This is a genomic window from Trichlorobacter sp. (assembly GCF_030247655.1).
GTDB lineage: Bacteria > Desulfobacterota > Desulfuromonadia > Geobacterales > Pseudopelobacteraceae > Trichlorobacter.
In genome coordinates this window covers 1-17,700 of record NZ_JAOTRZ010000007.1, presented here as the reverse complement: position 1 = coordinate 17,700, position 17,700 = coordinate 1, and the positions used below count along the sequence as shown (strand labels likewise).

21 protein-coding genes are annotated in these 17,700 nt (G+C 54.5%); 18 read left to right on the top strand and 3 right to left on the bottom strand.

Annotation, left to right across the window (positions count from 1 at the left end; genetic code table 11):
* Positions 1-7 precede the first annotated feature (7 nt).
* Positions 8-232, top strand: a complete 225-nt coding sequence (locus OEL57_RS01215) for a hypothetical protein (protein ID WP_300735987.1) — start codon at positions 8-10, stop codon at positions 230-232.
* 106 nt (positions 233-338) lie between these two features.
* On the opposite strand, the gene OEL57_RS01210 is transcribed toward OEL57_RS01215, so the two are convergent.
* Positions 339-1,271 carry a rhomboid family intramembrane serine protease gene (locus OEL57_RS01210; protein ID WP_300735986.1) on the bottom strand — a complete coding sequence of 311 codons (933 nt, stop codon included), beginning with the start codon at positions 1,269-1,271 and terminating at the stop codon, positions 339-341.
* 165 nt (positions 1,272-1,436) lie between these two features.
* On the opposite strand from OEL57_RS01210, the gene OEL57_RS01205 reads away from it, so the two are divergent.
* From OEL57_RS01205 to OEL57_RS01135, 15 genes are all read left to right on the top strand, one after another.
* The gene (locus OEL57_RS01205; protein WP_300735984.1) at positions 1,437-2,381 is read left to right on the top strand and encodes an ArsR/SmtB family transcription factor; all 945 of its coding nucleotides are present in this window, start codon (positions 1,437-1,439) and stop codon (positions 2,379-2,381) included.
* Positions 2,371-3,765, top strand: a complete 1,395-nt coding sequence (gene ahcY, locus OEL57_RS01200) for an adenosylhomocysteinase (RefSeq protein WP_300735983.1) — start codon at positions 2,371-2,373, stop codon at positions 3,763-3,765. The genes OEL57_RS01205 and ahcY overlap by 11 nt, the downstream gene beginning before the upstream one ends.
* Before the next feature lie 80 nt (positions 3,766-3,845).
* Positions 3,846-4,613 carry an AAA family ATPase gene (locus OEL57_RS01195; protein WP_300735980.1) on the top strand — a complete coding sequence of 256 codons (768 nt, stop codon included), beginning with the start codon at positions 3,846-3,848 and terminating at the stop codon, positions 4,611-4,613.
* Positions 4,614-4,635: 22 nt separating this feature from the next.
* Complete coding sequence (locus tag OEL57_RS01190) at positions 4,636-4,947, top strand: rhodanese-like domain-containing protein (protein WP_300735978.1); 312 nt, start codon at positions 4,636-4,638, stop codon at positions 4,945-4,947.
* Positions 4,948-4,951: 4 nt separating this feature from the next.
* Positions 4,952-5,209, top strand: coding sequence for a YkgJ family cysteine cluster protein (locus OEL57_RS01185; RefSeq protein ID WP_300735976.1), 258 nt, complete (start codon positions 4,952-4,954; stop codon positions 5,207-5,209).
* A 15-nt stretch (positions 5,210-5,224) separates the two neighbouring features.
* Positions 5,225-5,554, top strand: coding sequence for an RNA recognition motif domain-containing protein (locus tag OEL57_RS01180; protein ID WP_300735974.1), 330 nt, complete (start codon positions 5,225-5,227; stop codon positions 5,552-5,554).
* Positions 5,555-5,578: 24 nt separating this feature from the next.
* Complete coding sequence (locus OEL57_RS01175) at positions 5,579-6,349, top strand: DUF169 domain-containing protein (protein ID WP_300735971.1); 771 nt, start codon at positions 5,579-5,581, stop codon at positions 6,347-6,349.
* Entirely contained in the window at positions 6,349-6,672 is a 324-nt protein-coding gene (locus OEL57_RS01170) for a hypothetical protein (protein WP_300735969.1), read from the top strand. The genes OEL57_RS01175 and OEL57_RS01170 overlap by 1 nt, the downstream gene beginning before the upstream one ends.
* Positions 6,673-6,739: 67 nt before the next feature.
* Positions 6,740-7,906 (top strand): methionine adenosyltransferase, encoded by a 1,167-nt coding sequence (gene metK, locus OEL57_RS01165; RefSeq protein WP_300735967.1) that lies wholly within the window; start codon positions 6,740-6,742, stop codon positions 7,904-7,906.
* A gap of 129 nt (positions 7,907-8,035) precedes the next feature.
* Positions 8,036-9,127 (top strand): 3-isopropylmalate dehydrogenase, encoded by a 1,092-nt coding sequence (gene leuB, locus OEL57_RS01160; RefSeq protein WP_300735965.1) that lies wholly within the window; start codon positions 8,036-8,038, stop codon positions 9,125-9,127.
* Between the two features lie 161 nt (positions 9,128-9,288).
* Positions 9,289-10,389 carry an aspartate-semialdehyde dehydrogenase gene (gene asd, locus OEL57_RS01155; protein WP_300735963.1) on the top strand — a complete coding sequence of 367 codons (1,101 nt, stop codon included), beginning with the start codon at positions 9,289-9,291 and terminating at the stop codon, positions 10,387-10,389.
* Between the two features lie 134 nt (positions 10,390-10,523).
* Positions 10,524-11,264: a tRNA pseudouridine(38-40) synthase TruA gene (truA, locus tag OEL57_RS01150; protein ID WP_300735961.1), complete on the top strand. Its 741-nt coding sequence runs from the start codon at positions 10,524-10,526 to the stop codon at positions 11,262-11,264.
* 195 nt (positions 11,265-11,459) lie between these two features.
* Positions 11,460-13,055, top strand: a complete 1,596-nt coding sequence (locus OEL57_RS01145) for an acetyl-CoA hydrolase/transferase C-terminal domain-containing protein (RefSeq protein WP_300735960.1) — start codon at positions 11,460-11,462, stop codon at positions 13,053-13,055.
* A 178-nt stretch (positions 13,056-13,233) separates the two neighbouring features.
* Positions 13,234-13,989 carry a DUF4388 domain-containing protein gene (locus OEL57_RS01140; protein WP_300735958.1) on the top strand — a complete coding sequence of 252 codons (756 nt, stop codon included), beginning with the start codon at positions 13,234-13,236 and terminating at the stop codon, positions 13,987-13,989.
* 6 nt (positions 13,990-13,995) lie between these two features.
* Complete coding sequence (locus OEL57_RS01135) at positions 13,996-14,670, top strand: hypothetical protein (protein ID WP_300735957.1); 675 nt, start codon at positions 13,996-13,998, stop codon at positions 14,668-14,670.
* Positions 14,671-14,708: 38 nt separating this feature from the next.
* Here the strand turns inward: OEL57_RS01135 and xerC are convergent, their stop codons facing one another.
* A complete protein-coding gene (gene xerC, locus OEL57_RS01130) occupies positions 14,709-15,650 on the bottom strand; it encodes a tyrosine recombinase XerC (RefSeq protein ID WP_300735955.1) in 942 nt (313 codons plus the stop codon).
* 8 nt (positions 15,651-15,658) lie between these two features.
* Positions 15,659-16,096 (bottom strand): hypothetical protein, encoded by a 438-nt coding sequence (locus tag OEL57_RS01125; protein ID WP_300735953.1) that lies wholly within the window; start codon positions 16,094-16,096, stop codon positions 15,659-15,661.
* Between the two features lie 86 nt (positions 16,097-16,182).
* On the opposite strand from OEL57_RS01125, the gene OEL57_RS01120 reads away from it, so the two are divergent.
* Entirely contained in the window at positions 16,183-16,800 is a 618-nt protein-coding gene (locus OEL57_RS01120; protein WP_300736022.1) for a DedA family protein, read from the top strand.
* 18 nt (positions 16,801-16,818) lie between these two features.
* Complete coding sequence (gene pgeF, locus OEL57_RS01115) at positions 16,819-17,622, top strand: peptidoglycan editing factor PgeF (RefSeq protein WP_300735951.1); 804 nt, start codon at positions 16,819-16,821, stop codon at positions 17,620-17,622.
* Positions 17,623-17,700: the final 78 nt, after the last annotated feature.

Here is a 17,700-nt window from a genome sequence, read left to right as displayed (position 1 = left end):
CACAGCCATGCAAAAAAATGAGGCCTATTTTGCCGCAATCGCAGAACGACTACGCAATGAACATCTTCCGGAAATCCCTATCCGGCATGAGTGGCTGGAGTTATCAACTCTGTTGTCACAGATGGAGTCACCGCACATGAGGGAGATCGGCCTTTGTGAGCTGGCCCGCCATGCAAGGCAGGAAGCAAATTTTAAACATGCGGATGGCAGCAAAAGTATCAGCACGCACTGAGATATTTCAGCAGACCCTGCTATAGTTGCAGGTTTGAGCAAGGCGGTGGCCAGCTGGGGCCGACAATCTTCAGGTTGCTGCCTGGCTTGTACCCCTGAGCTTCCCGTCAGCTTAACGCCAGCCACCACGCCCCTGCCACACAAACCATACTCAGCAACCCCAGCAGCAGGTTTGCCAGGCGAGGTACAGGACCAAACCGGCTGATCAGCAGTTCAACAGACACACCCAGCGGTATGCCGGACACAAGCCCGAACAGATGCGCCCCAAGATCGGTATTCTTTCCTTCTGAGCCAAGTATCACCAACAGCGCCACTGCTCCGGCTACCGGCAAGGACCAGCGGTACTGCTGGTGCTGACGGTGCCTGATGACACGTACCCCTGCCAGGATTCCCACCACACCAAAGACCGCTGTTGAGGCCCCCACTGAATTGTGGGCGGCTGGTTGCAGGAACACATTGGCAAGGTTACCCAGCAGGCCGGCCAGCAGTGTCAGCAGCCAGGACAGGCCGGTTCCCCATTCCCGGCAGAGCAGGAAAACAAAAAGCCCGCCAACAGCAAGATTACCCAGCAGGTGCGGCAGGTCGGCATGCAGGGTCAAGGCGGTGATCAGCCGCCACCACTCCCCTGCCCTGATGCTGCCTGCCTGTACCATCCCGAGGCTGAACCAGTCCGGTAGTACCCCGTTGATCATAATAAGGTCTGCGCGGACAAAGTTGTGGAAGGCCGCCAGCAGGATCAGAATGGAGAGTGTTGCCAGTACGCTTTGATCCAACTCACGGGTGGGTGTTGACGGAGGAGGCCAGTTGCGATTTTCTGTTTCATAGCATTGCAATTCATAGATGGCAGCATGCAGGTGTTCTTCCGGCACCAGTAGCTGCATCTCTGACTGATCAGGGGCTAACCGATACGGAATTCCCCTGGCCGACAGCACCAGCAGCCAGACAGGCTTTACCTGTTGTTCCACCATGCCGACTGCAGCAGGGGCAAGGGGCAACCATACGTCCCGTTGGGCGCTTACGGTTTCATTCTGAGCATCCATATTTTTACTATAATCACAGCCTGGCGGCTTTACCACCTGTTCTGTGATTAAAAATCCATCCCTAAGCTTGAATAACAAGTCAGTGCTCTGATTTTTGTTGACTCAGCAGCAGGTCAGTTGCTATATCAAGAAAAGTTGATTTAAGTTTTTCAGGAAAACAGATCTATGCTTCTTGATGTTCTCAAAGCTCTTGCTGACCCTTGTCGTCTGCGTCTGGTGGCGATCCTGCTGCGTGGTGAATTTACCGTGCAGGAGTTGACCGCCATCCTTGCAATGGGCCAGTCCCGCATCTCACGACACCTCAAGATCCTGACTGAGGTGGGTGTACTGTTGGTTAAACGCCAGGGGACCTGGAGCTACTATCGCGCCAGCAGTGAGTCGCCCTTTTTCCACGCCATCAGGCCGGTGTTGGAGCAGGAGCTGGAGACCCTGCCGGAGCGGGAAAAAGATCTGGCACAGATTGCCGCGGTGCTTGAAGCCCGCCGTCAGCGCAGTCGGCAGTTTTTTGATCAGCATGCCCGCCAGTGGGATAATCTGGCCCGGACCCTGCTGCCGGTGCCGGACTACCGGGAGCAGTTGCTGGCGCTGATACCACAAGGACAACAGGTGGTGGAGATCGGGCTTGGTACCGGTGGCCTGCTGCCATCCCTGATTCAAAAGGCCTGTTCCGTGATCGGGGTTGACCATTCTCCGGCCATGCTGGATGAGGCCCGCCGCAGGCTGGATGCATCCGGCATTGCAGGGGTTGACCTGCGGCTGGGGGAGATGAACCATCTGCCTCTACCGGACCACTCCGTTGATTGCGCCATCCTGAACATGGTGCTGCACCACGCGGCTGATCCGCCTTCGGTGTTGGCAGAGATAAAGAGGGTGCTGGTGGGTGGCGGATCGATGCTGCTGGCAGATCTGGCCCGCCATGAACGTGAACTGGCCCGCGAGCAACTGGCGGATCAATGGTTGGGATTTGAAGAAGAAGAGTTACGGCACTGGCTGAAAGAAGCAGATTTTGGCACGGTTGCCATTGCACAGGTACCGCCCCTGCAAGGCCAGGAAGCGGTGCTGTTGATACAGGCGTACACACCAACAAAGGAGAATGAACATGGGAACTGATTACATCGTAGCTGACCTTGGCCTGGCAGACTGGGGCCGTAAAGAGATTAAAATAGCCGAGACCGAAATGCCGGGCCTGATGGCTATTCGTGACGAATATGCTGCCAGCCAGCCGCTGAAAGGTGCCCGAATTACCGGTTCACTGCATATGACCATCCAGACCGCTGTGCTGATCGAAACGCTGGTTGCACTGGGTGCCCAGGTGCGCTGGGCATCATGTAACATCTTCTCTACCCAGGACCATGCTGCAGCTGCTATTGCCGCCTCCGGCGTTCCGGTTTTTGCCGTTAAAGGCGAATCTCTGATCGATTACTGGGACTACACCCACAAGATCTTTGAATGGGCTGATGGCGGATTCTCCAACATGATCCTGGATGACGGCGGTGACGCGACACTGTTGCTGCATATCGGCGCCAGGGCTGAAAAGGATGCCAGCGTTCTGAGCAACCCCGGCTCTGAAGAAGAGACCATCCTGTTTGCTGCCATCAAGGCCAAGCTGGCTGTTGATCCAACCTGGTACTCGGTCCGCCTGGCTCAGATCAAGGGAGTAACCGAAGAGACCACCACCGGCGTCCACCGCCTGTATCAGATGCATGAGCGTGGTGAGCTGGCCTTCCCGGCGATCAATGTGAACGATTCCGTTACCAAATCCAAGTTTGACAACCTCTATGGATGCCGCGAATCGCTGGTGGACGGCATCAAGCGTGCCACCGACGTTATGATCGCCGGCAAAGTAGCCCTGATCTGTGGTTACGGCGATGTGGGCAAGGGCTCTGCCCAGGCCATGCGCGCCCTGTCTGCCCAGGTCTGGGTGACCGAGGTTGACCCGATCTGCGCCCTGCAGGCTGCCATGGAAGGCTACCGCGTGGTGACCATGGAGTATGCTGCTGACAAGGCAGATATCTTTGTTACCTGCACCGGCAACTACCACGTCATTACCCATGAGCATATGCTGAAGATGAAGGATCAGGCCATTGTCTGCAACATCGGCCACTTTGACAACGAGATTGAAGTTGCTGCCATGGAGCAGTATCAGTGGGAAGAAATCAAGCCCCAGGTGGATCATATCATCCTGCCATCCGGTAACCGGATTATCCTGCTGGCTAAAGGCCGTCTGGTCAACCTGGGCTGCGCCACCGGCCACCCCAGCTATGTCATGTCCTCCTCCTTTGCCAACCAGACCATTGCCCAGATCGAGATCTTCTGCAATCCGGGCAAGTACCCCACCGGTGTCTATGTACTGCCCAAGCACCTGGATGAAAAGGTGGCCCGACTGCAACTGAAGAAACTGAATGCCCAGCTGTCGGTATTGACCAAGGAGCAGGCTGACTACATCGGCGTGCCGATGGAAGGCCCGTACAAGGCGGAGCATTACCGCTACTAAACAGTAACTGTCCGGTGGGGCGTCTGGAAGCAGTCGCCCCCCTTTCTCAAAACAGGAAAGCGCTTTTCAGGTATAAATCCATGACGATCGCATCCAACCTGAAGATTGAAGAGAACCCTTTTGCTACAAAATTGGGGATCAAGGCGTGGCAGGAACGTGAGTTTGTCAAGCCGAAGCCGGAAGAATATCTGGTAGAGGATGTTATCCCAGCTAATTCCCTGGTCTCTTTGCAGACCAACAACGTCTATGGCAAAACCACTCTGGCAATGCAGCTCGCCATGTCGGTAGCCTTTGACCTGCCGTTTCTGGAGCAGTTCCGTTGCCTGCAGTCCGGCAAGGTACTGTACATAAATGCCCGGGATACGGACGAAGACTGCCATCGCAGGTTTAAACGGTTGACCCGGGAGTGGTCGAAATCAACACCGGAACTGGGGGAGCGGATTGAGCAGGATCTGGACAATTTCAGCCATATCTCGCTCTTTGATGAATGCTACGGTGTATCGCCGCACCTGATCGACGTCTCCGGCAGCATGACCAAGACCTACGCCTACCTGCACCAGTTCTGCACCTACTTCAAATGCAAGCTGATTGTGCTGGACCCGGTGGAGGACTTTTTTCCGGACAACCTGAAAAATATTTCAGAACTGTACCTGAAGCTGCGCCAACTGCCTGCCGCTGTATTGCTGGTGGTGGGAGACCGCAACCGCTATGATGCCTTTAACAAGGTTGAAGTCAGCATGTCTCTGCTTGAAAACGGATTACGGGTGCAAAGTGATTATCTGGGCCACCGTGATATTGGACTAAGTATGGGGGCCGGGATCTGGTTTGCCACCACAGGCCGACCATAGCCGCAACGGAGCAGAACAACCGATGAATGCAAAAGAACTACACAAACAGTTAAAATCAAAAACACCCCCCACGGTACTGGATATACGCAGTGGTATGGAGTACCGCATGGGGCATGTTCCCGGTGCCCTGCTGCTGCCGTTCTGGAAGGTGCTGTTCAGAATGACCGGCTCACTGCCGCAGGACAAGCAGACGCAACTGGTGTTATACTGTGAATCCGGGGCGCGGGCTGAAATGGTTGGCTCCATGCTTGCCAAGCGAGGTTACAGCAGGATAGCCTATCTTGATGGTGATATGCCCGGCTGGCGTCAGGCCGGACTGCCGCTGGAAAAATAGCCCCATGGAGTGCCGGTCTGGCTGTGCTGCCTGCTGTATTGCCCCCTCCATCAGCTCTGCCATTCCGGGGATGCCGGAAGGAAAATCGGCTGGAATCCGCTGTGTTCAGTTGACGCCGGAAGGCCGTTGCCGTATCTTTGGCAGACCGGAACGTCCGGCGGTCTGCAGCAGTCTGCAGCCAGGCCGGGAGATGTGCGGCGCAACCGCTGCAGAGGCGATGCAACAACTGCAGCAGTGGGAACAGCTGACAGAACCGGATTGAAAGAGGGACCAGCAGATGGCTAAAGAATTATATGTGGGGCATCTGCCCTATGAAGCAACGACCGAGGATCTGCGCAAGATGTTCAGCGTGGCCGGTACGGTCACCTCGGTACATATCATCACTGACCCGGAAACCGGCAAGTCCAAAGGCTGCGGTTACGTGCGGATGGCTGATGAAGCGCAGCTCCAGGAAGCGATTGAATGCCTGGATGGCGCCTTGATGGAGAATCGGGTCATCACGGTCAGCATTGCCAATCCGCAAAAAGCGCACGAAAAGCCGCTAACCCGTGGCGCAGGCAACACCCAGCCGGGATCGCGCCGGGCACGGGCACGCCAGAAACAATAGCACCAGTCCAGCACCAGGGAGGTCATGACCATGGAACAGCTTGAGCATTTTCTTGCCGTTGTCAAAGAGACCGTAAATCCGGTCACACAACCGGTTGGCGTCACCATTGTCAAAGACCTTACCCTGATTGCAGGCAAGAAGATCCGGGTCAAGGGGCAGCGCCTGACCGTCTGCCAGCAGATCGCCTACAGCCGGATGTATGGCTGGTCCACCTGGGCTGACAAGCATACCGCCCATTGCGTACTGGGTGCCGGTTGTGTCGGTCTGATTGATCCGCCGCAACGGGTGCTGGATGGTTCGGTCAACAACGGTATCTATCAGAAAGATCAGGCTGCAGCCGCTGCCATGCAGCAGTCAATGCCTCGACTGGCCCCTGATGTGCAAGGGCTCCTGACCTATCCCCTGGCCCGCCCGGTGGAAGGGATGATTCCTGATCTGGTGGTGTTGTACGTCAATTCGGCCCAGGCCATGCGCTTTGTGCAGGCCTTCCTGTTTCAGCAGGGGGGCGAGTTTACCATGAAGAGTTCCGGTGATGCCGGGGTCTGTTCCCGGGCCGTGGCCCAGGTTGCCTTGACCGGTGAACCCACGGTGGAGATCCCCTGTCTGGGTGATCGCCGCTTTGGCATGACCCAGGATCACGAGCTGTGCATCGGCATTCCGTTTGCCTGGTTGGAGCGGACTGCAGAAGGGCTGGCAGCCACCCACAAGGCCGGTATCCGCTACCCGGTACCGTTTCAGATTCCGTCCGGCTGCGACTTGCCACCGGATTACATCACTGCTGAAGGCGATTGTTGATGGAGATGGATACCCTGTTACTGCCGCTGTTTGTGGCTAATATCCTGCTGGTACTGGTGGATGCCTCGGTGGGCTACCATCTGGCACCACTGCTGTTTCAGGCCGGTGGCGGCGATCCCGAGGCAGCTGAATCAGGTGTCGGCAGTGTCCGTAAGCTGCTGACCGGCGTGGTGCTGCTGTATATGTTTTTCAACTGCTTTGCCTTTTTCCGCTACAACGGGCCGTTGCTGCTGCTGGTTACTGCGCTGGTGCTGTTTGACCTGGGCGGGCAGCTGTATATCCGCCACCGCAGCAGGCAGCATGCTGATGCTGAAGATCAATAAAACGCTTTAACGAGAATTAGTTTTGTCTGGCAACAACCTCTATTTTACGTAAAAGGAGTTTCAACAGATGGCTGAAAAATTTATCTTTACCTCTGAATCCGTATCCGAAGGTCACCCTGACAAAATGGCTGACCAGATCTCCGACAGCATCCTGGACGCCATCCTGGCCCAGGACCCCAAGGCCCGCGTGGCCTGCGAGACCATGGTGACCACCGGCATGGCGGTGATTGCCGGCGAAATCACCACCAGCGCTGTGGTGAACTATGCCGAGGTTGTTCGTAACACCATCAAGGAGATCGGCTACTGCGGTTCTGAAACCGGCTTTGACTATGAGACCTGCTCAGTACTGGTTTCCCTTGACCGCCAGTCCCCGGACATCTCCCAGGGCGTCACCGAAGGCGAAGGGATGTTCAAGGAGCAGGGAGCCGGTGACCAGGGTCTCATGTTCGGCTATGCCTGCAACGAAACCCCTGAACTGATGCCGATGCCGATCCAGCTTTCCCATCAACTGGTCAAACGTCTGGCTGATGTCCGCAAGTCCGGCCTGCTGAAGTTTCTGCGTCCTGATGCAAAGTCACAGGTTTCGGTTGAGTATGACAACGGCAAGCCGGTACGGGTTAACACCGTGGTTATCTCAACCCAGCACACCCCTGATGTAACCCATGAAACCATTGTGGAAGGGGTCATGGATGAAGTTGTTCGCAAGGTAATCCCGGCAAATCTGATGGATGAACAGACCCGTTTCTTCATCAACCCCACTGGCCGTTTTGTGGTGGGTGGCCCCATGGGCGACTGCGGTCTGACCGGGCGCAAGATCATCGTGGATACCTATGGTGGCATGGGCCGTCACGGCGGCGGTGCCTTCTCCGGCAAGGATCCTTCCAAGGTTGACCGCTCTGCTGCCTACATGGGCCGCTATGTGGCCAAAAACCTGGTGGCTGCCGGCCTGTGTGAGCGTTGCGAAGTTCAGGTGGCCTATGCCATTGGCGTGGCAGAACCGGTATCGATCATGGTCAATGCCTTTGGCACCGGCGTGGTGTCCGAGCACCGTCTGTCAGAACTGGTACGGGAAGTCTTCGACATGCGTCCCCGCGCCATCACCGAGCAGCTTGACCTGCTGCGTCCGATCTACCAGAAGACCGCTGCCTATGGTCACTTTGGCCGTGAATTGCCTGAATTTACTTGGGAGAAAACCGATAAGGCAGAGATCCTCAAACAGAAGGCCGGCCTGTAACCGGAGCCGTCAACCCTGAGGTTTATTGTAAGGGGCGGTCTCCGATGAGATCGCCCCTTTTCCGTGATGATTGACAAACATCTAATGTATACAGTAAGGTAGCGCACTTTTTTGACAGGGGGGTGGAACATGGCGAAGACTTTTAAAATTGCGGTCCTGCCGGGAGACGGCATCGGACCAGAGGTAATGGCTGAGGCAACCAGGGTACTTGACGTAATCGGCCAGAAATACAATGTAACCTTTGAGGGCACCTTTGCCAATGTGGGCGGTGCCGGGATTGACAATGAGGGCAAGGCACTGCCCCAGACCACCATTGATATCTGCAAGGCATCCGACGCGATCCTGTTCGGCTCGGTGGGCGGCCCCAAGTGGGAAACCCTGCCCCCTGACGAGCAGCCGGAGCGGGGCGCCCTGCTGCCACTGCGCAAGATTTTTGGTCTTTACGCCAACCTCCGTCCAGCCATCATCTTCCCGTCACTGACCGGTGCTTCCTCACTGAAAGAGGAAGTTATTGGCGGCGGCTTCAACGTGCTGGTGATTCGTGAACTGACCGGCGGCATCTACTTCTCCCAGCCCAAGGGGATTGAAGGCGAAGGCCGTAACCGGATCGGCATCGACACCATGAAGTACAGCGTACCGGAGATCGAGCGGATCACCCATGTTGCCTTTCTGGCTGCCCAGAAGCGGGGCAAAAAGGTCTGTTCCATTGACAAGGCCAATGTGCTTTCCTCTTCCGTACTCTGGCGTGAAGTGGTGATTGATATTGCCAAGCAGTACCCTGATGTAGAGCTGTCCCACATGTATGTGGATAACGCTGCCATGCAACTGGTCAAGTGGCCCAAGCAATTTGATGTTATCCTGTGCGAAAACATGTTCGGCGATATCCTCTCCGACGAAGCAGCCATGCTGACCGGTTCTCTGGGCATGCTGCCCTCCGCCTCTCTGGCTGAAGGCACCTTTGGCATGTATGAACCCTCCGGCGGCTCAGCCCCGGACATTGCTGGCCAGGGGATTGCCAACCCGATCGCCCAGATTCTGTCCGCTGCCATGATGCTCAAGTTCTCCTGTGGCATGGTTGAGGCGGCTGACGCAATTGATACCGCTGTGGAGACCGTTCTGGATCAGGGCTACCGTACCCGCGACATCTTCCAGAGCAAGTCGGGTGAAAAACTCGTCAACACCAAAGAAATGGGCGACGCTATTATCGCCGCTCTGGGGTAATACAGCACCCTGAACAGCCCGCGGATGACGCTGATTTAGCGGATTTACGCAGATTTTATTCTATTTGGGTTAAATCCGTGAAAATCTGTATAAATCAGATTTGATCCGCGTGCCAATTCTTTTGATTTGGACTTTATTCTAAACACGAAAGGATTTCGCATATGAAAGTAGGTATTGTTGGATGGCGCGGCATGGTCGGCTCGGTCCTTATGCAGCGGATGCAGGAGGAGAACGACTTTGCCCTCGGTTTTGAGCCGGTCTTTTTCACTACCTCACAGGCAGGTCAACCTGCCCCGATGGGTGCTGGCACCCTGAAAAAGGCCGATGATATTGAAGAGCTGAAAAAACTGGATGTGATCATCACCTGCCAGGGGGGCGATTACACCAAGGCAGTCCATCCTGAACTGCGCAAGCAGGGCTGGAACGGTTACTGGATTGACGCGGCCTCAACCCTGCGGATGGAAGACAATGCCGTGATCATCCTTGACCCGATCAACCGCAACGTGATCGACAAGGCCCTGGCCAACGGCCAGAAAGACTTTATTGGCGGCAACTGTACGGTCAGCCTGATGCTGATGGGCCTTGGCGGCCTGTTCAAGGCCGGGCTGGTGGAGTGGATCTCCTCCATGACCTATCAGGCAGCCTCCGGCGCCGGAGCACCCAATATGCGGGAACTGCTGGCTCAGATGGGTACCTTGAACGGCGTGGTGGCTGAAGAACTCAAGGATGCCGGTTCTGCCATTCTGGAGATCGACAAAAAAGTGACTGAAACCCTGCGGGATGGCTCCATGCCCACCAAGGAGTTCGGCTTCCCGCTGGCAGGCAACGTACTGCCCTGGATTGACCGTGAAGTTGAAGATGGACAGAGCCGTGAAGAGCTGAAAGGGTTTCAGGAGACCAACAAAATCCTGGGCACCAGCAGCCCGATCCCGGTGGACGGCATCTGTGTACGGGTCGGCGCCATGCGCTGCCACAGCCAGGCCATCACCATCAAGCTGAACAAGGATCTGCCGTTGGCCGAGATTGAGTCGTTGATTGCCAACGACAACCAGTGGGTCAAGCTGATCCCCAACAACAAGGCCGACTCCCTGGCCGGTCTGACACCTGCTGCGGTTTCCGGCACCCTGACCGTGCCGGTTGGTCGGGTGCGTAAGATGAAGATGGGACCACAGTACGTCCAGGCCTTCACCTGCGGCGATCAGTTGCTGTGGGGTGCGGCAGAGCCGCTGCGCAGGATGCTGCGGATTCTGCTGGAAAAATAATAGCCGCAAAGAACGCATAGAACACAAAGAAACACCCCCTATCTTTCTTGATCCGGGGGTGTTTTTGTTACGCTATCCTTTCTTGCTTTATGCAGCTCTTTGTCTCGTTGTGCCCTCTGTGGCAAAAGAAAGCTATGCGCACCATTAAACTGATCATCCAATATGACGGCACCAACTACTGCGGCTGGCAGGAACAGACCAACGGTCCCACCATCCAGGAAACAGTTGAGTTAGCCTTGGCCAAAATCCTTGGGAAGCGGGTGCGGGTGCAATCCTCCGGTCGCACCGATGCCGGTGTGCATGCCGTTGCCATGCCAGCTGTCTTCCGCACTGAATCAACGGTTCCGCTTAAGGCGTTTGTGGATGGTGTCAATACCCATCTGCCGTACGATATCGCGATTCAGTCTGCCGAAGAGGTGCCTGCCGGTTTTCGGGCCATCGGCGGTGCCCGTAGCAAGACCTACCGCTACACTATTTATAATTGTCCTGTCCGCAGCCCACTGAACCACCGCACCTCATGGCAGGTGCGGGATACGCTTGATCTGAAGGCGATGCAACAGGCGGCAGCCTATTTTGTGGGTGAACATGATTTTGCTGCATTCCGTGGTGCCAACTGCAGCGCGGTCACCAGCCGCCGTAGAATTGATGCGGTGTGTATCAACCAGAATGGCCCGTTCATCACCATCGATGTCACTGGTGGTGGATTTCTTAAATATATGGTGCGGATCATGGCTGGTACGTTGGTGGATGTGGGGCGAGGGCGTTTTGCGCCAGAGCATGTTGCCAGCCTGCTGGCAGAGCCAGACCGCCAGCGTGGCGGGGTAACCGCCCCCCCTCAAGGGTTGTCGTTGCTGCAGGTAATCTATCCTGACTGACAACGTCATGCGAAAAACCGAATAAATTGCCTTGACTCTGGGAACCCGCTTAAGTAAAATCCGGTTCTACTTTAGTGTAAGCCAGCCAACATTTTTACAATAAGCTGATTTTACACATTTTTTATTAGCTTTATTCGCCGTTGCGTTCATGCTTCGACGCTGTGTAGACACAAAAACAAAACAGGAGGTAGTAAGATGTCAGAGTACGGAACTTTGCAAGACCGCGTTCGCTGCAAATCACTGTTGGACAAGGTAAAGACCGCTGAGCAGTGCATCGAGTACTTCAAAAACGGTATGAACCTGGGCTGGTCGGGCTTTACTCCGGCTGGTTACCCGAAGATGGTTCCTATTGCCTTGGCTGAGCATGTTGAGAAAAATAATCTGCAAGGCAAGCTGAAGTTCAACCTGTTCATCGGTGCCTCAGTTGGTGCCGAGACAGAAAACCGTTGGGCAATCAACGACATGATCGACCGTCGCTGGCCGTATCAAACCGGTAAGGACATCGCTGCCGGTATCAACGCCGGCCGCATCCGGATGGGCGACAAGCACCTTTCCCTATTTGCTCAGGATCTGGGCTATGGTTTCTACACCAAGGATTCAGAAACTGGCCGTCTTGATCTGGCTATCATCGAAGTATCTGCTATTACAGAAGACGGTGGCCTGGTTCCTACAACCTCCTGCGGCGTCATCCCTGAGATTCTTATGCAGTGCGACAGAATCATCGTTGAAGTAAACACCGGACAGCCATCTTTCGAGGGTATCCACGACATCATTGTTTGCGACAACCCACCAAACCGTCAGGTTATTAATATCCAGAAGACAGCTGACCGTGTTGGCACCACCTATGTTCCTTGCGATCCAAGCAAGATCATTGCTGTGGTTGAGTCCAAACTGCGTGACAAGGGTCGTGCCTTTGCCGAGATGGATGACACCTCCGACGCAATTGCCAACCACATCATTGACTTCTTTACCCACGAAGTAAAGGCTGGCCGTCTGCCCAAGAACCTGCTGCCAATTCAGTCCGGCGTTGGTTCCATTGCCAACGCTGTTATCGGCGGCCTGGCAAAAGGTCCCTTCCAGAACCTGACTGTATTCACCGAAGTTCTGCAGGATACTATCCTGGATCTGTTTGACTCCGGCAAGTGTGACGCAGCTTCTGCCTGTTCATTGTCACTGTCAGAGACCGAAGGCTTCCCACGCTTCTTTGCTAACTGGGATAAGTATTTTGATAAGTGTACCTTGCGTCCGCTCTCCATCTCCAACGCACCTGAGCCGATCCGTCGTCTGGGTTGTATCGCCATGAACACCCCGGTTGAGATCGATATCTACGCACACGCCAACTCCACCCTGGTTGGTGGTACCCGTATGATCAACGGCCTGGGCGGCTCCGGCGACTTCCTGCGTAACGGCTTCCTGAAGATGATGCATACCCCTTCAAGCCGTCCAAGCAAGACTGATCCAACCGGTATCTCCTGCGTGGTGCCACACTGCTCACACATCGACCACACCGAGCATGACCTTGACTGCGTTATTACCGAGCAGGGCCTGGCTGACCTGCGCGGTATGGCACCGAAAGAGCGTGCACGTCGCATCATTGAGAAGTGCGCACACCCGGACTACAAGGATCAGCTGACCGAGTACCTGAACATTGCTGAAGCAGACTGCCTCAAGCGCAAGGTTGGTCACGAGCCACAGCTGTGGGATCGCGCCTTCAAGATGCACCTTAACCTTGAGAAAAACGGCACCATGAAACTGAAAAACTGGGACGTTAAAGTTGACCTCTGCGAATAGTTGAAATTTTGAATAGTTGTGAATCTACCCCGCCGGAAAACCGGCGGGGTTTTTTATTTCTCTCTGTCAGATTTCACAACAAAATTCCTCCTTGCGCTTAGCCAATAAAGTGCGTAAGATCTCAAATTCATGATATCCGCTCTTCTATCCAGGGCATATTCCACACGGGAGTTCATTCATGGCAGAAGCAGTTAGCGGCTTCCAGGGTGAGATTGCCGGTCTTTCGCTCGCCGACGTCATCCAGATCAAGGGACATAATCGATATTCAGGCTGTATTACGGTGGAGTATTTGGACCACCGTGGCGCGATCTATTTTGTCGATGGTGAAATTATCCATGCCGAGCAGGCCTCTTTCAGTGGTGAAGATGCCATCTACCAAATTCTCAAATGGCCCGGCGGCAACTTCAGCCTCGCACCCGAGATGACCACCAACGTCTGCACCATCCACTGCAGCCTTAACTTTCTCCTGCTGGAAGCACATCGCCGGATGGATGAAGAAAACAATGCCGCTTTAACTGCTGTTCCTGAAGAATCATTTGCGGATGTGATTGAAACCAGTGAACGCCGTAAAGAACCGCGCCCGGCTGACCCGGCAAGCCCGCAACGAACCATGAGCGCTGCAGCCGCCAGGGTCATGCAAATTGATGCCGTTACCTATGCCGTGCTGCTGGACAAACAGGGCCATCCGATCCAGGATGACAGCATGGAGGCCGAGGCACTGGCTGCCAAAACCCTCTTCCTGGCCCAATCAGGCAACACACTGGGAGATTTTCTTGGCTTGGGGGAACTTAAGTCCGCTGCTGTTCAAACCCAACATTTTGACCTCTTGATGTATGACTCAAAACAGCATTATCTGGGTATTGCCGTGGCTGCAGGCAACAAACTGGATGCCGTTGAAGCTGAAATCAGGACCGCTCTGGTACCGGGAAGGTAGGGGTTCATGCAGACTATCCTGCAACAAATAACCGCAATAGATGGCGTAATCGGAAGCTCTATCTATAATAATCAGGGTAAGATTCTAGCTGCTGCCTGCCCATTAATACTGGACGAAAAACAGTTGGGAACGGCTGCTGGAACTATTCTTGATTGTCTGCACGCGCTTCAGATCTCTCAAACCATGTCCTCCATGGAACTACGCTTTGCCGAAGGCCGGCTGATTGTCAGACCTTTAGCCGGCGCGTATATCAGCGTACTCTGCTCAAAAAACGTCAACACATCCATGGTGAACATTACCCTTAATCTTGCACTGCGCAAGCTGGAGCAGTTGCTCCCTAAACCTGGTGATGCACCGGTTGTAGCAGCAACGACTGCCAATGGCACTGAAGGTATGATGTTGCGAATTGCCCATCTTCAGAAAGGTGATGTCAGCAGCAGTTTTGATCAGCTGGGTATGGTTGCCGTCAGTCAGGCAACAGCCAAACATATCAGCAACTTTTTCGGGAAATCCAGTAAAAAATTCAAGGTCACCACTGATGCAGGCGGTGGGGGCATCTTTCCGGTCATGATTATCAATGATGTTGAAATGCAGTATGATAATGCACTGGTGGTTGGACCAGGTATTGAACGCAAGCTGAAGGTGGAAGAGGGAGCCAAGATTACCATCGAACTGGCTTAGCAGAACACTACATGATGCAAATACAGCAAGGGAGGTGACTAGTCGCCTCCCTTTTCTTGTTCGTGGGCGCGGGGATGGGCCTTGTCATACACCTTCAGCAACTGATCAATCCCAACATGGGTATATTTCTGCGTGGTCGACAACGAAGAATGCCCCAGCAGCTCCTGGATTGAGCGCAGATCAGCTCCTGCCTCAAGCAGGTGAGTAGCAAAGGTGTGGCGTAAGGTATGGGGTGAGACAGACTTAAAGGTTGCTATTGGCTGCGACCACCGCTTTACCAACTCTGCAACAGCCCTACGGTTGATCCGGCCACCACGACTGCCGAGAAAAAGCGGAGATTCATCATCTGCACGCTCCCGCTCTGCCAGATAGCGCTCCAAGGCAACCAGTGCTGCTGCGCCTACCGGCACGATCCGCTCCTTGCTCCCTTTTCCCAGCACTCGCACCATACCACTGGAGCGGTCAAGGTCGGCGATATTCAGACCGGTTAGTTCAGAAACACGTAAACCGCTTGAGTAGAGCAGTTCAAGAACAGCCGTATCTCTATTTTTACACTGTTCATCACCCGCCAGTTGAGGAGGGGCCTCCACCAGAGTGACGATCTGGTCGATATTCAAGTGAAAAGGAAGCCGTTGTTCGCGCTTGGGGGTGGCAATCAGCTCGGCAGGATTGACCTCAAGCTGCTTGGTCCGTACCAACCAGGCAAAAAAAGCTCGAATAGCTGCCAACTTGCGCCCAATACTACTCTTTGCGTACTGTCCTTGCCGAAGGTTACCGGCACCACTTAAACGGGCCAGATAGAGTCGCAGCAACAGATGGTCAACCGCAGACGCATCACTGCTGTCGCCACGCTCCTGCCGGACAAATGAGGTAAAACCGTTCAGATCATTACGGTATGCAGCAACGGTATGGGGCGAGGCATTCCGCTGTGTTGCCAGAAATTCAAGAAAAGCTCCAACCTGTGCTGACAGCCCGGCCATTGCTGGCGCTACTTGAACTCAGGCAGGGGAGAGGTTATCTTCCAGCCTTCGCCTGCTTCAGGCTCAAGTGGATTTTCCTCCAGCAAAACCCAGGTTTGATGATCAGTGATGGTTTTAAGACGATTATCAGGAAGGACATAATAGTCAAATTCCACCGTGGCCTCTGCCTTCTTCTTCTCAGTCATGCACTGCTTGGCCAGAATACGGTAATCAACCATAGACACGCCACGGCGACGTATTGATTCTGCAGTCTTATCAAAAGCAGGGCGCTGCTTTGGGGTAACAAAGACAAAGCCAACCTTTTCCGCCTCATTCCACCGGACCATGCGACTGTAATCCTTGATCATCTTGTCGCAATTTTCCTGGCTTTTCATGTTTTTATAGGCAGCGCATCCCCCAAACAGCAATGGTGCAACAAGCAGCAAAACAATAAACCTGATCCTCATTGAAAAGCTCCCTTCGTGGGGCGGTTGTAACGCCCGTATTTTTAAGGTATAAAGAGGTGCATTTTGCTCAGTAAAGGAACGCCATGCTGCACTCGCTGATTCACTGGCTACTCGAAACCATCGGAGCGATGGGCTACCCCGGTATCTTCCTGCTGATGGCCATGGAAAGTTCCATCATCCCTGTCCCCAGCGAGCTGGTGATGCCACCGGCAGGCTATTTAATTCACCAGGGTCGGATGGCTTGGCTGCCGACAATCCTGGCCGGCACCTTTGGCAGTCTGGCCGGGGCCTACGCCAATTACTATGCCGCCCATTATCTGGGACGCCCCCTGATTCTTAAATATGGCCGCTATGTACTGATTCCGCCTGATAAATTTCAGCGTGTTGAGGCTTTTTTTCTACAACATGGCGAGATATCAACCTTTATTGGGCGTCTACTACCGGTAATTCGACATCTGATCTCCATTCCGGCTGGCGTGGCCGGCATGAATCACCTGCGTTTTTCTCTCTACACCCTGCTGGGAGCCGGTCTCTGGTGCAGTATCCTGACCTGGATCGGCTACGCCATCGGCCAGAATCAGGAGCTTGTTGTGGCCTGGTCCCATCGCGCACTGGTCTGGGTTATCCTTGCCAGTTGCGGACTGGTGGCATGCTACGTTTGGTGGCACCGTCGACAGCAGGCATTAAACCGTAATAAGCCTTGAAAGGCAAAGGAATTTCAAATGGAAACAACCCGCATTGGACGCATTCACTATCTGGCGCCCAACTTTGAGACCGCTTCTCCCGTAACTATCCAGGGGTTTACAACCCGGCATGAAGGGATCTCACGCCCCCCCTATAACTCGCTTAACCTCGGAATGAATACGGATGATTCACCCCACAACATCGAAGGCAATCGCAGCCTGCTGACCCGCGCCTTTGGTATCCAGCAGGAGCGCCTCGTCACTGTTCGTCAGAACCATGGCAGCGATATTCTGGTTATTGATGCACCCAACGATGATTTTTCGCACTTTACCGGTCTAGAGGCAGACGCCATAATCACCAACCAGCCCGGTGTTATGATCGGGGTCACCGTGGCAGACTGCGTGCCGATTCTGCTCTTTGATCCGGTCAAGAAAGTCATTGCTGTAGTCCATGCCGGCTGGCAGGGCACCGCAGCACGGATTCTCCTGCAAACCGTCGAAGGTATGGTGCGGGTCCTGGGTAGCCGTGCCAAAGATATACAGGCAGCAATCGGCCCTTGTATTAACTCCTGCTGCTACGAAGTAGATCAACCGGTAAAGGATGGCTTCAAAGCGCAAGCAGAGCTGTGGAACGCAGTAGCTGAACCTGCTGGAAATGGCAAATGGCGCCTTGATCTTGCCCTTGCAAACCGGATGCAGCTTGAGGATGCAGGCCTTTCCCCGGCATCCATTCAGACTTCTGGCAACTGCGTCTGCTGCCAGAAGGAACTATTCTTTTCCTATCGCCGTGACGGGGGGGAAACCGGACGTCAGATGGGATTCATCATGCTGAAGGAAGCCTAAATGCTGGCCAAAGTCCTGAGCGCCGCCGTTGTTGGTATCGACGCTATTCTGGTTGATGTTGAGGTGGATATTGCCCAG

What these genes read in the sequence shown, in the direction of transcription:
- pgeF (WP_300735951.1), top strand. Translation starts at nt 16,819, where the DNA reads ATGGAAACAACCCGCATTGGACGCATTCACTATCTGGCGCCCAACTTT.
- OEL57_RS01210 (WP_300735986.1), bottom strand. Translation starts at nt 1,271, where the DNA reads ATGGATGCTCAGAATGAAACCGTAAGCGCCCAACGGGACGTATGGTTG.
- OEL57_RS01185 (WP_300735976.1), top strand. Translation starts at nt 4,952, where the DNA reads ATGGAGTGCCGGTCTGGCTGTGCTGCCTGCTGTATTGCCCCCTCCATC.
- metK (WP_300735967.1), top strand. Translation starts at nt 6,740, where the DNA reads ATGGCTGAAAAATTTATCTTTACCTCTGAATCCGTATCCGAAGGTCAC.
- OEL57_RS01145 (WP_300735960.1), top strand. Translation starts at nt 11,460, where the DNA reads ATGTCAGAGTACGGAACTTTGCAAGACCGCGTTCGCTGCAAATCACTG.
- OEL57_RS01125 (WP_300735953.1), bottom strand. Translation starts at nt 16,096, where the DNA reads ATGAGGATCAGGTTTATTGTTTTGCTGCTTGTTGCACCATTGCTGTTT.
- truA (WP_300735961.1), top strand. Translation starts at nt 10,524, where the DNA reads ATGCGCACCATTAAACTGATCATCCAATATGACGGCACCAACTACTGC.
- OEL57_RS01205 (WP_300735984.1), top strand. Translation starts at nt 1,437, where the DNA reads ATGCTTCTTGATGTTCTCAAAGCTCTTGCTGACCCTTGTCGTCTGCGT.
- OEL57_RS01140 (WP_300735958.1), top strand. Translation starts at nt 13,234, where the DNA reads ATGGCAGAAGCAGTTAGCGGCTTCCAGGGTGAGATTGCCGGTCTTTCG.
- OEL57_RS01135 (WP_300735957.1), top strand. Translation starts at nt 13,996, where the DNA reads ATGCAGACTATCCTGCAACAAATAACCGCAATAGATGGCGTAATCGGA.
- OEL57_RS01215 (WP_300735987.1), top strand. Translation starts at nt 8, where the DNA reads ATGCAAAAAAATGAGGCCTATTTTGCCGCAATCGCAGAACGACTACGC.
- ahcY (WP_300735983.1), top strand. Translation starts at nt 2,371, where the DNA reads ATGGGAACTGATTACATCGTAGCTGACCTTGGCCTGGCAGACTGGGGC.
- OEL57_RS01190 (WP_300735978.1), top strand. Translation starts at nt 4,636, where the DNA reads ATGAATGCAAAAGAACTACACAAACAGTTAAAATCAAAAACACCCCCC.
- OEL57_RS01175 (WP_300735971.1), top strand. Translation starts at nt 5,579, where the DNA reads ATGACCATGGAACAGCTTGAGCATTTTCTTGCCGTTGTCAAAGAGACC.
- OEL57_RS01195 (WP_300735980.1), top strand. Translation starts at nt 3,846, where the DNA reads ATGACGATCGCATCCAACCTGAAGATTGAAGAGAACCCTTTTGCTACA.
- OEL57_RS01180 (WP_300735974.1), top strand. Translation starts at nt 5,225, where the DNA reads ATGGCTAAAGAATTATATGTGGGGCATCTGCCCTATGAAGCAACGACC.
- leuB (WP_300735965.1), top strand. Translation starts at nt 8,036, where the DNA reads ATGGCGAAGACTTTTAAAATTGCGGTCCTGCCGGGAGACGGCATCGGA.
- asd (WP_300735963.1), top strand. Translation starts at nt 9,289, where the DNA reads ATGAAAGTAGGTATTGTTGGATGGCGCGGCATGGTCGGCTCGGTCCTT.
- xerC (WP_300735955.1), bottom strand. Translation starts at nt 15,650, where the DNA reads ATGGCCGGGCTGTCAGCACAGGTTGGAGCTTTTCTTGAATTTCTGGCA.
- OEL57_RS01170 (WP_300735969.1), top strand. Translation starts at nt 6,349, where the DNA reads ATGGAGATGGATACCCTGTTACTGCCGCTGTTTGTGGCTAATATCCTG.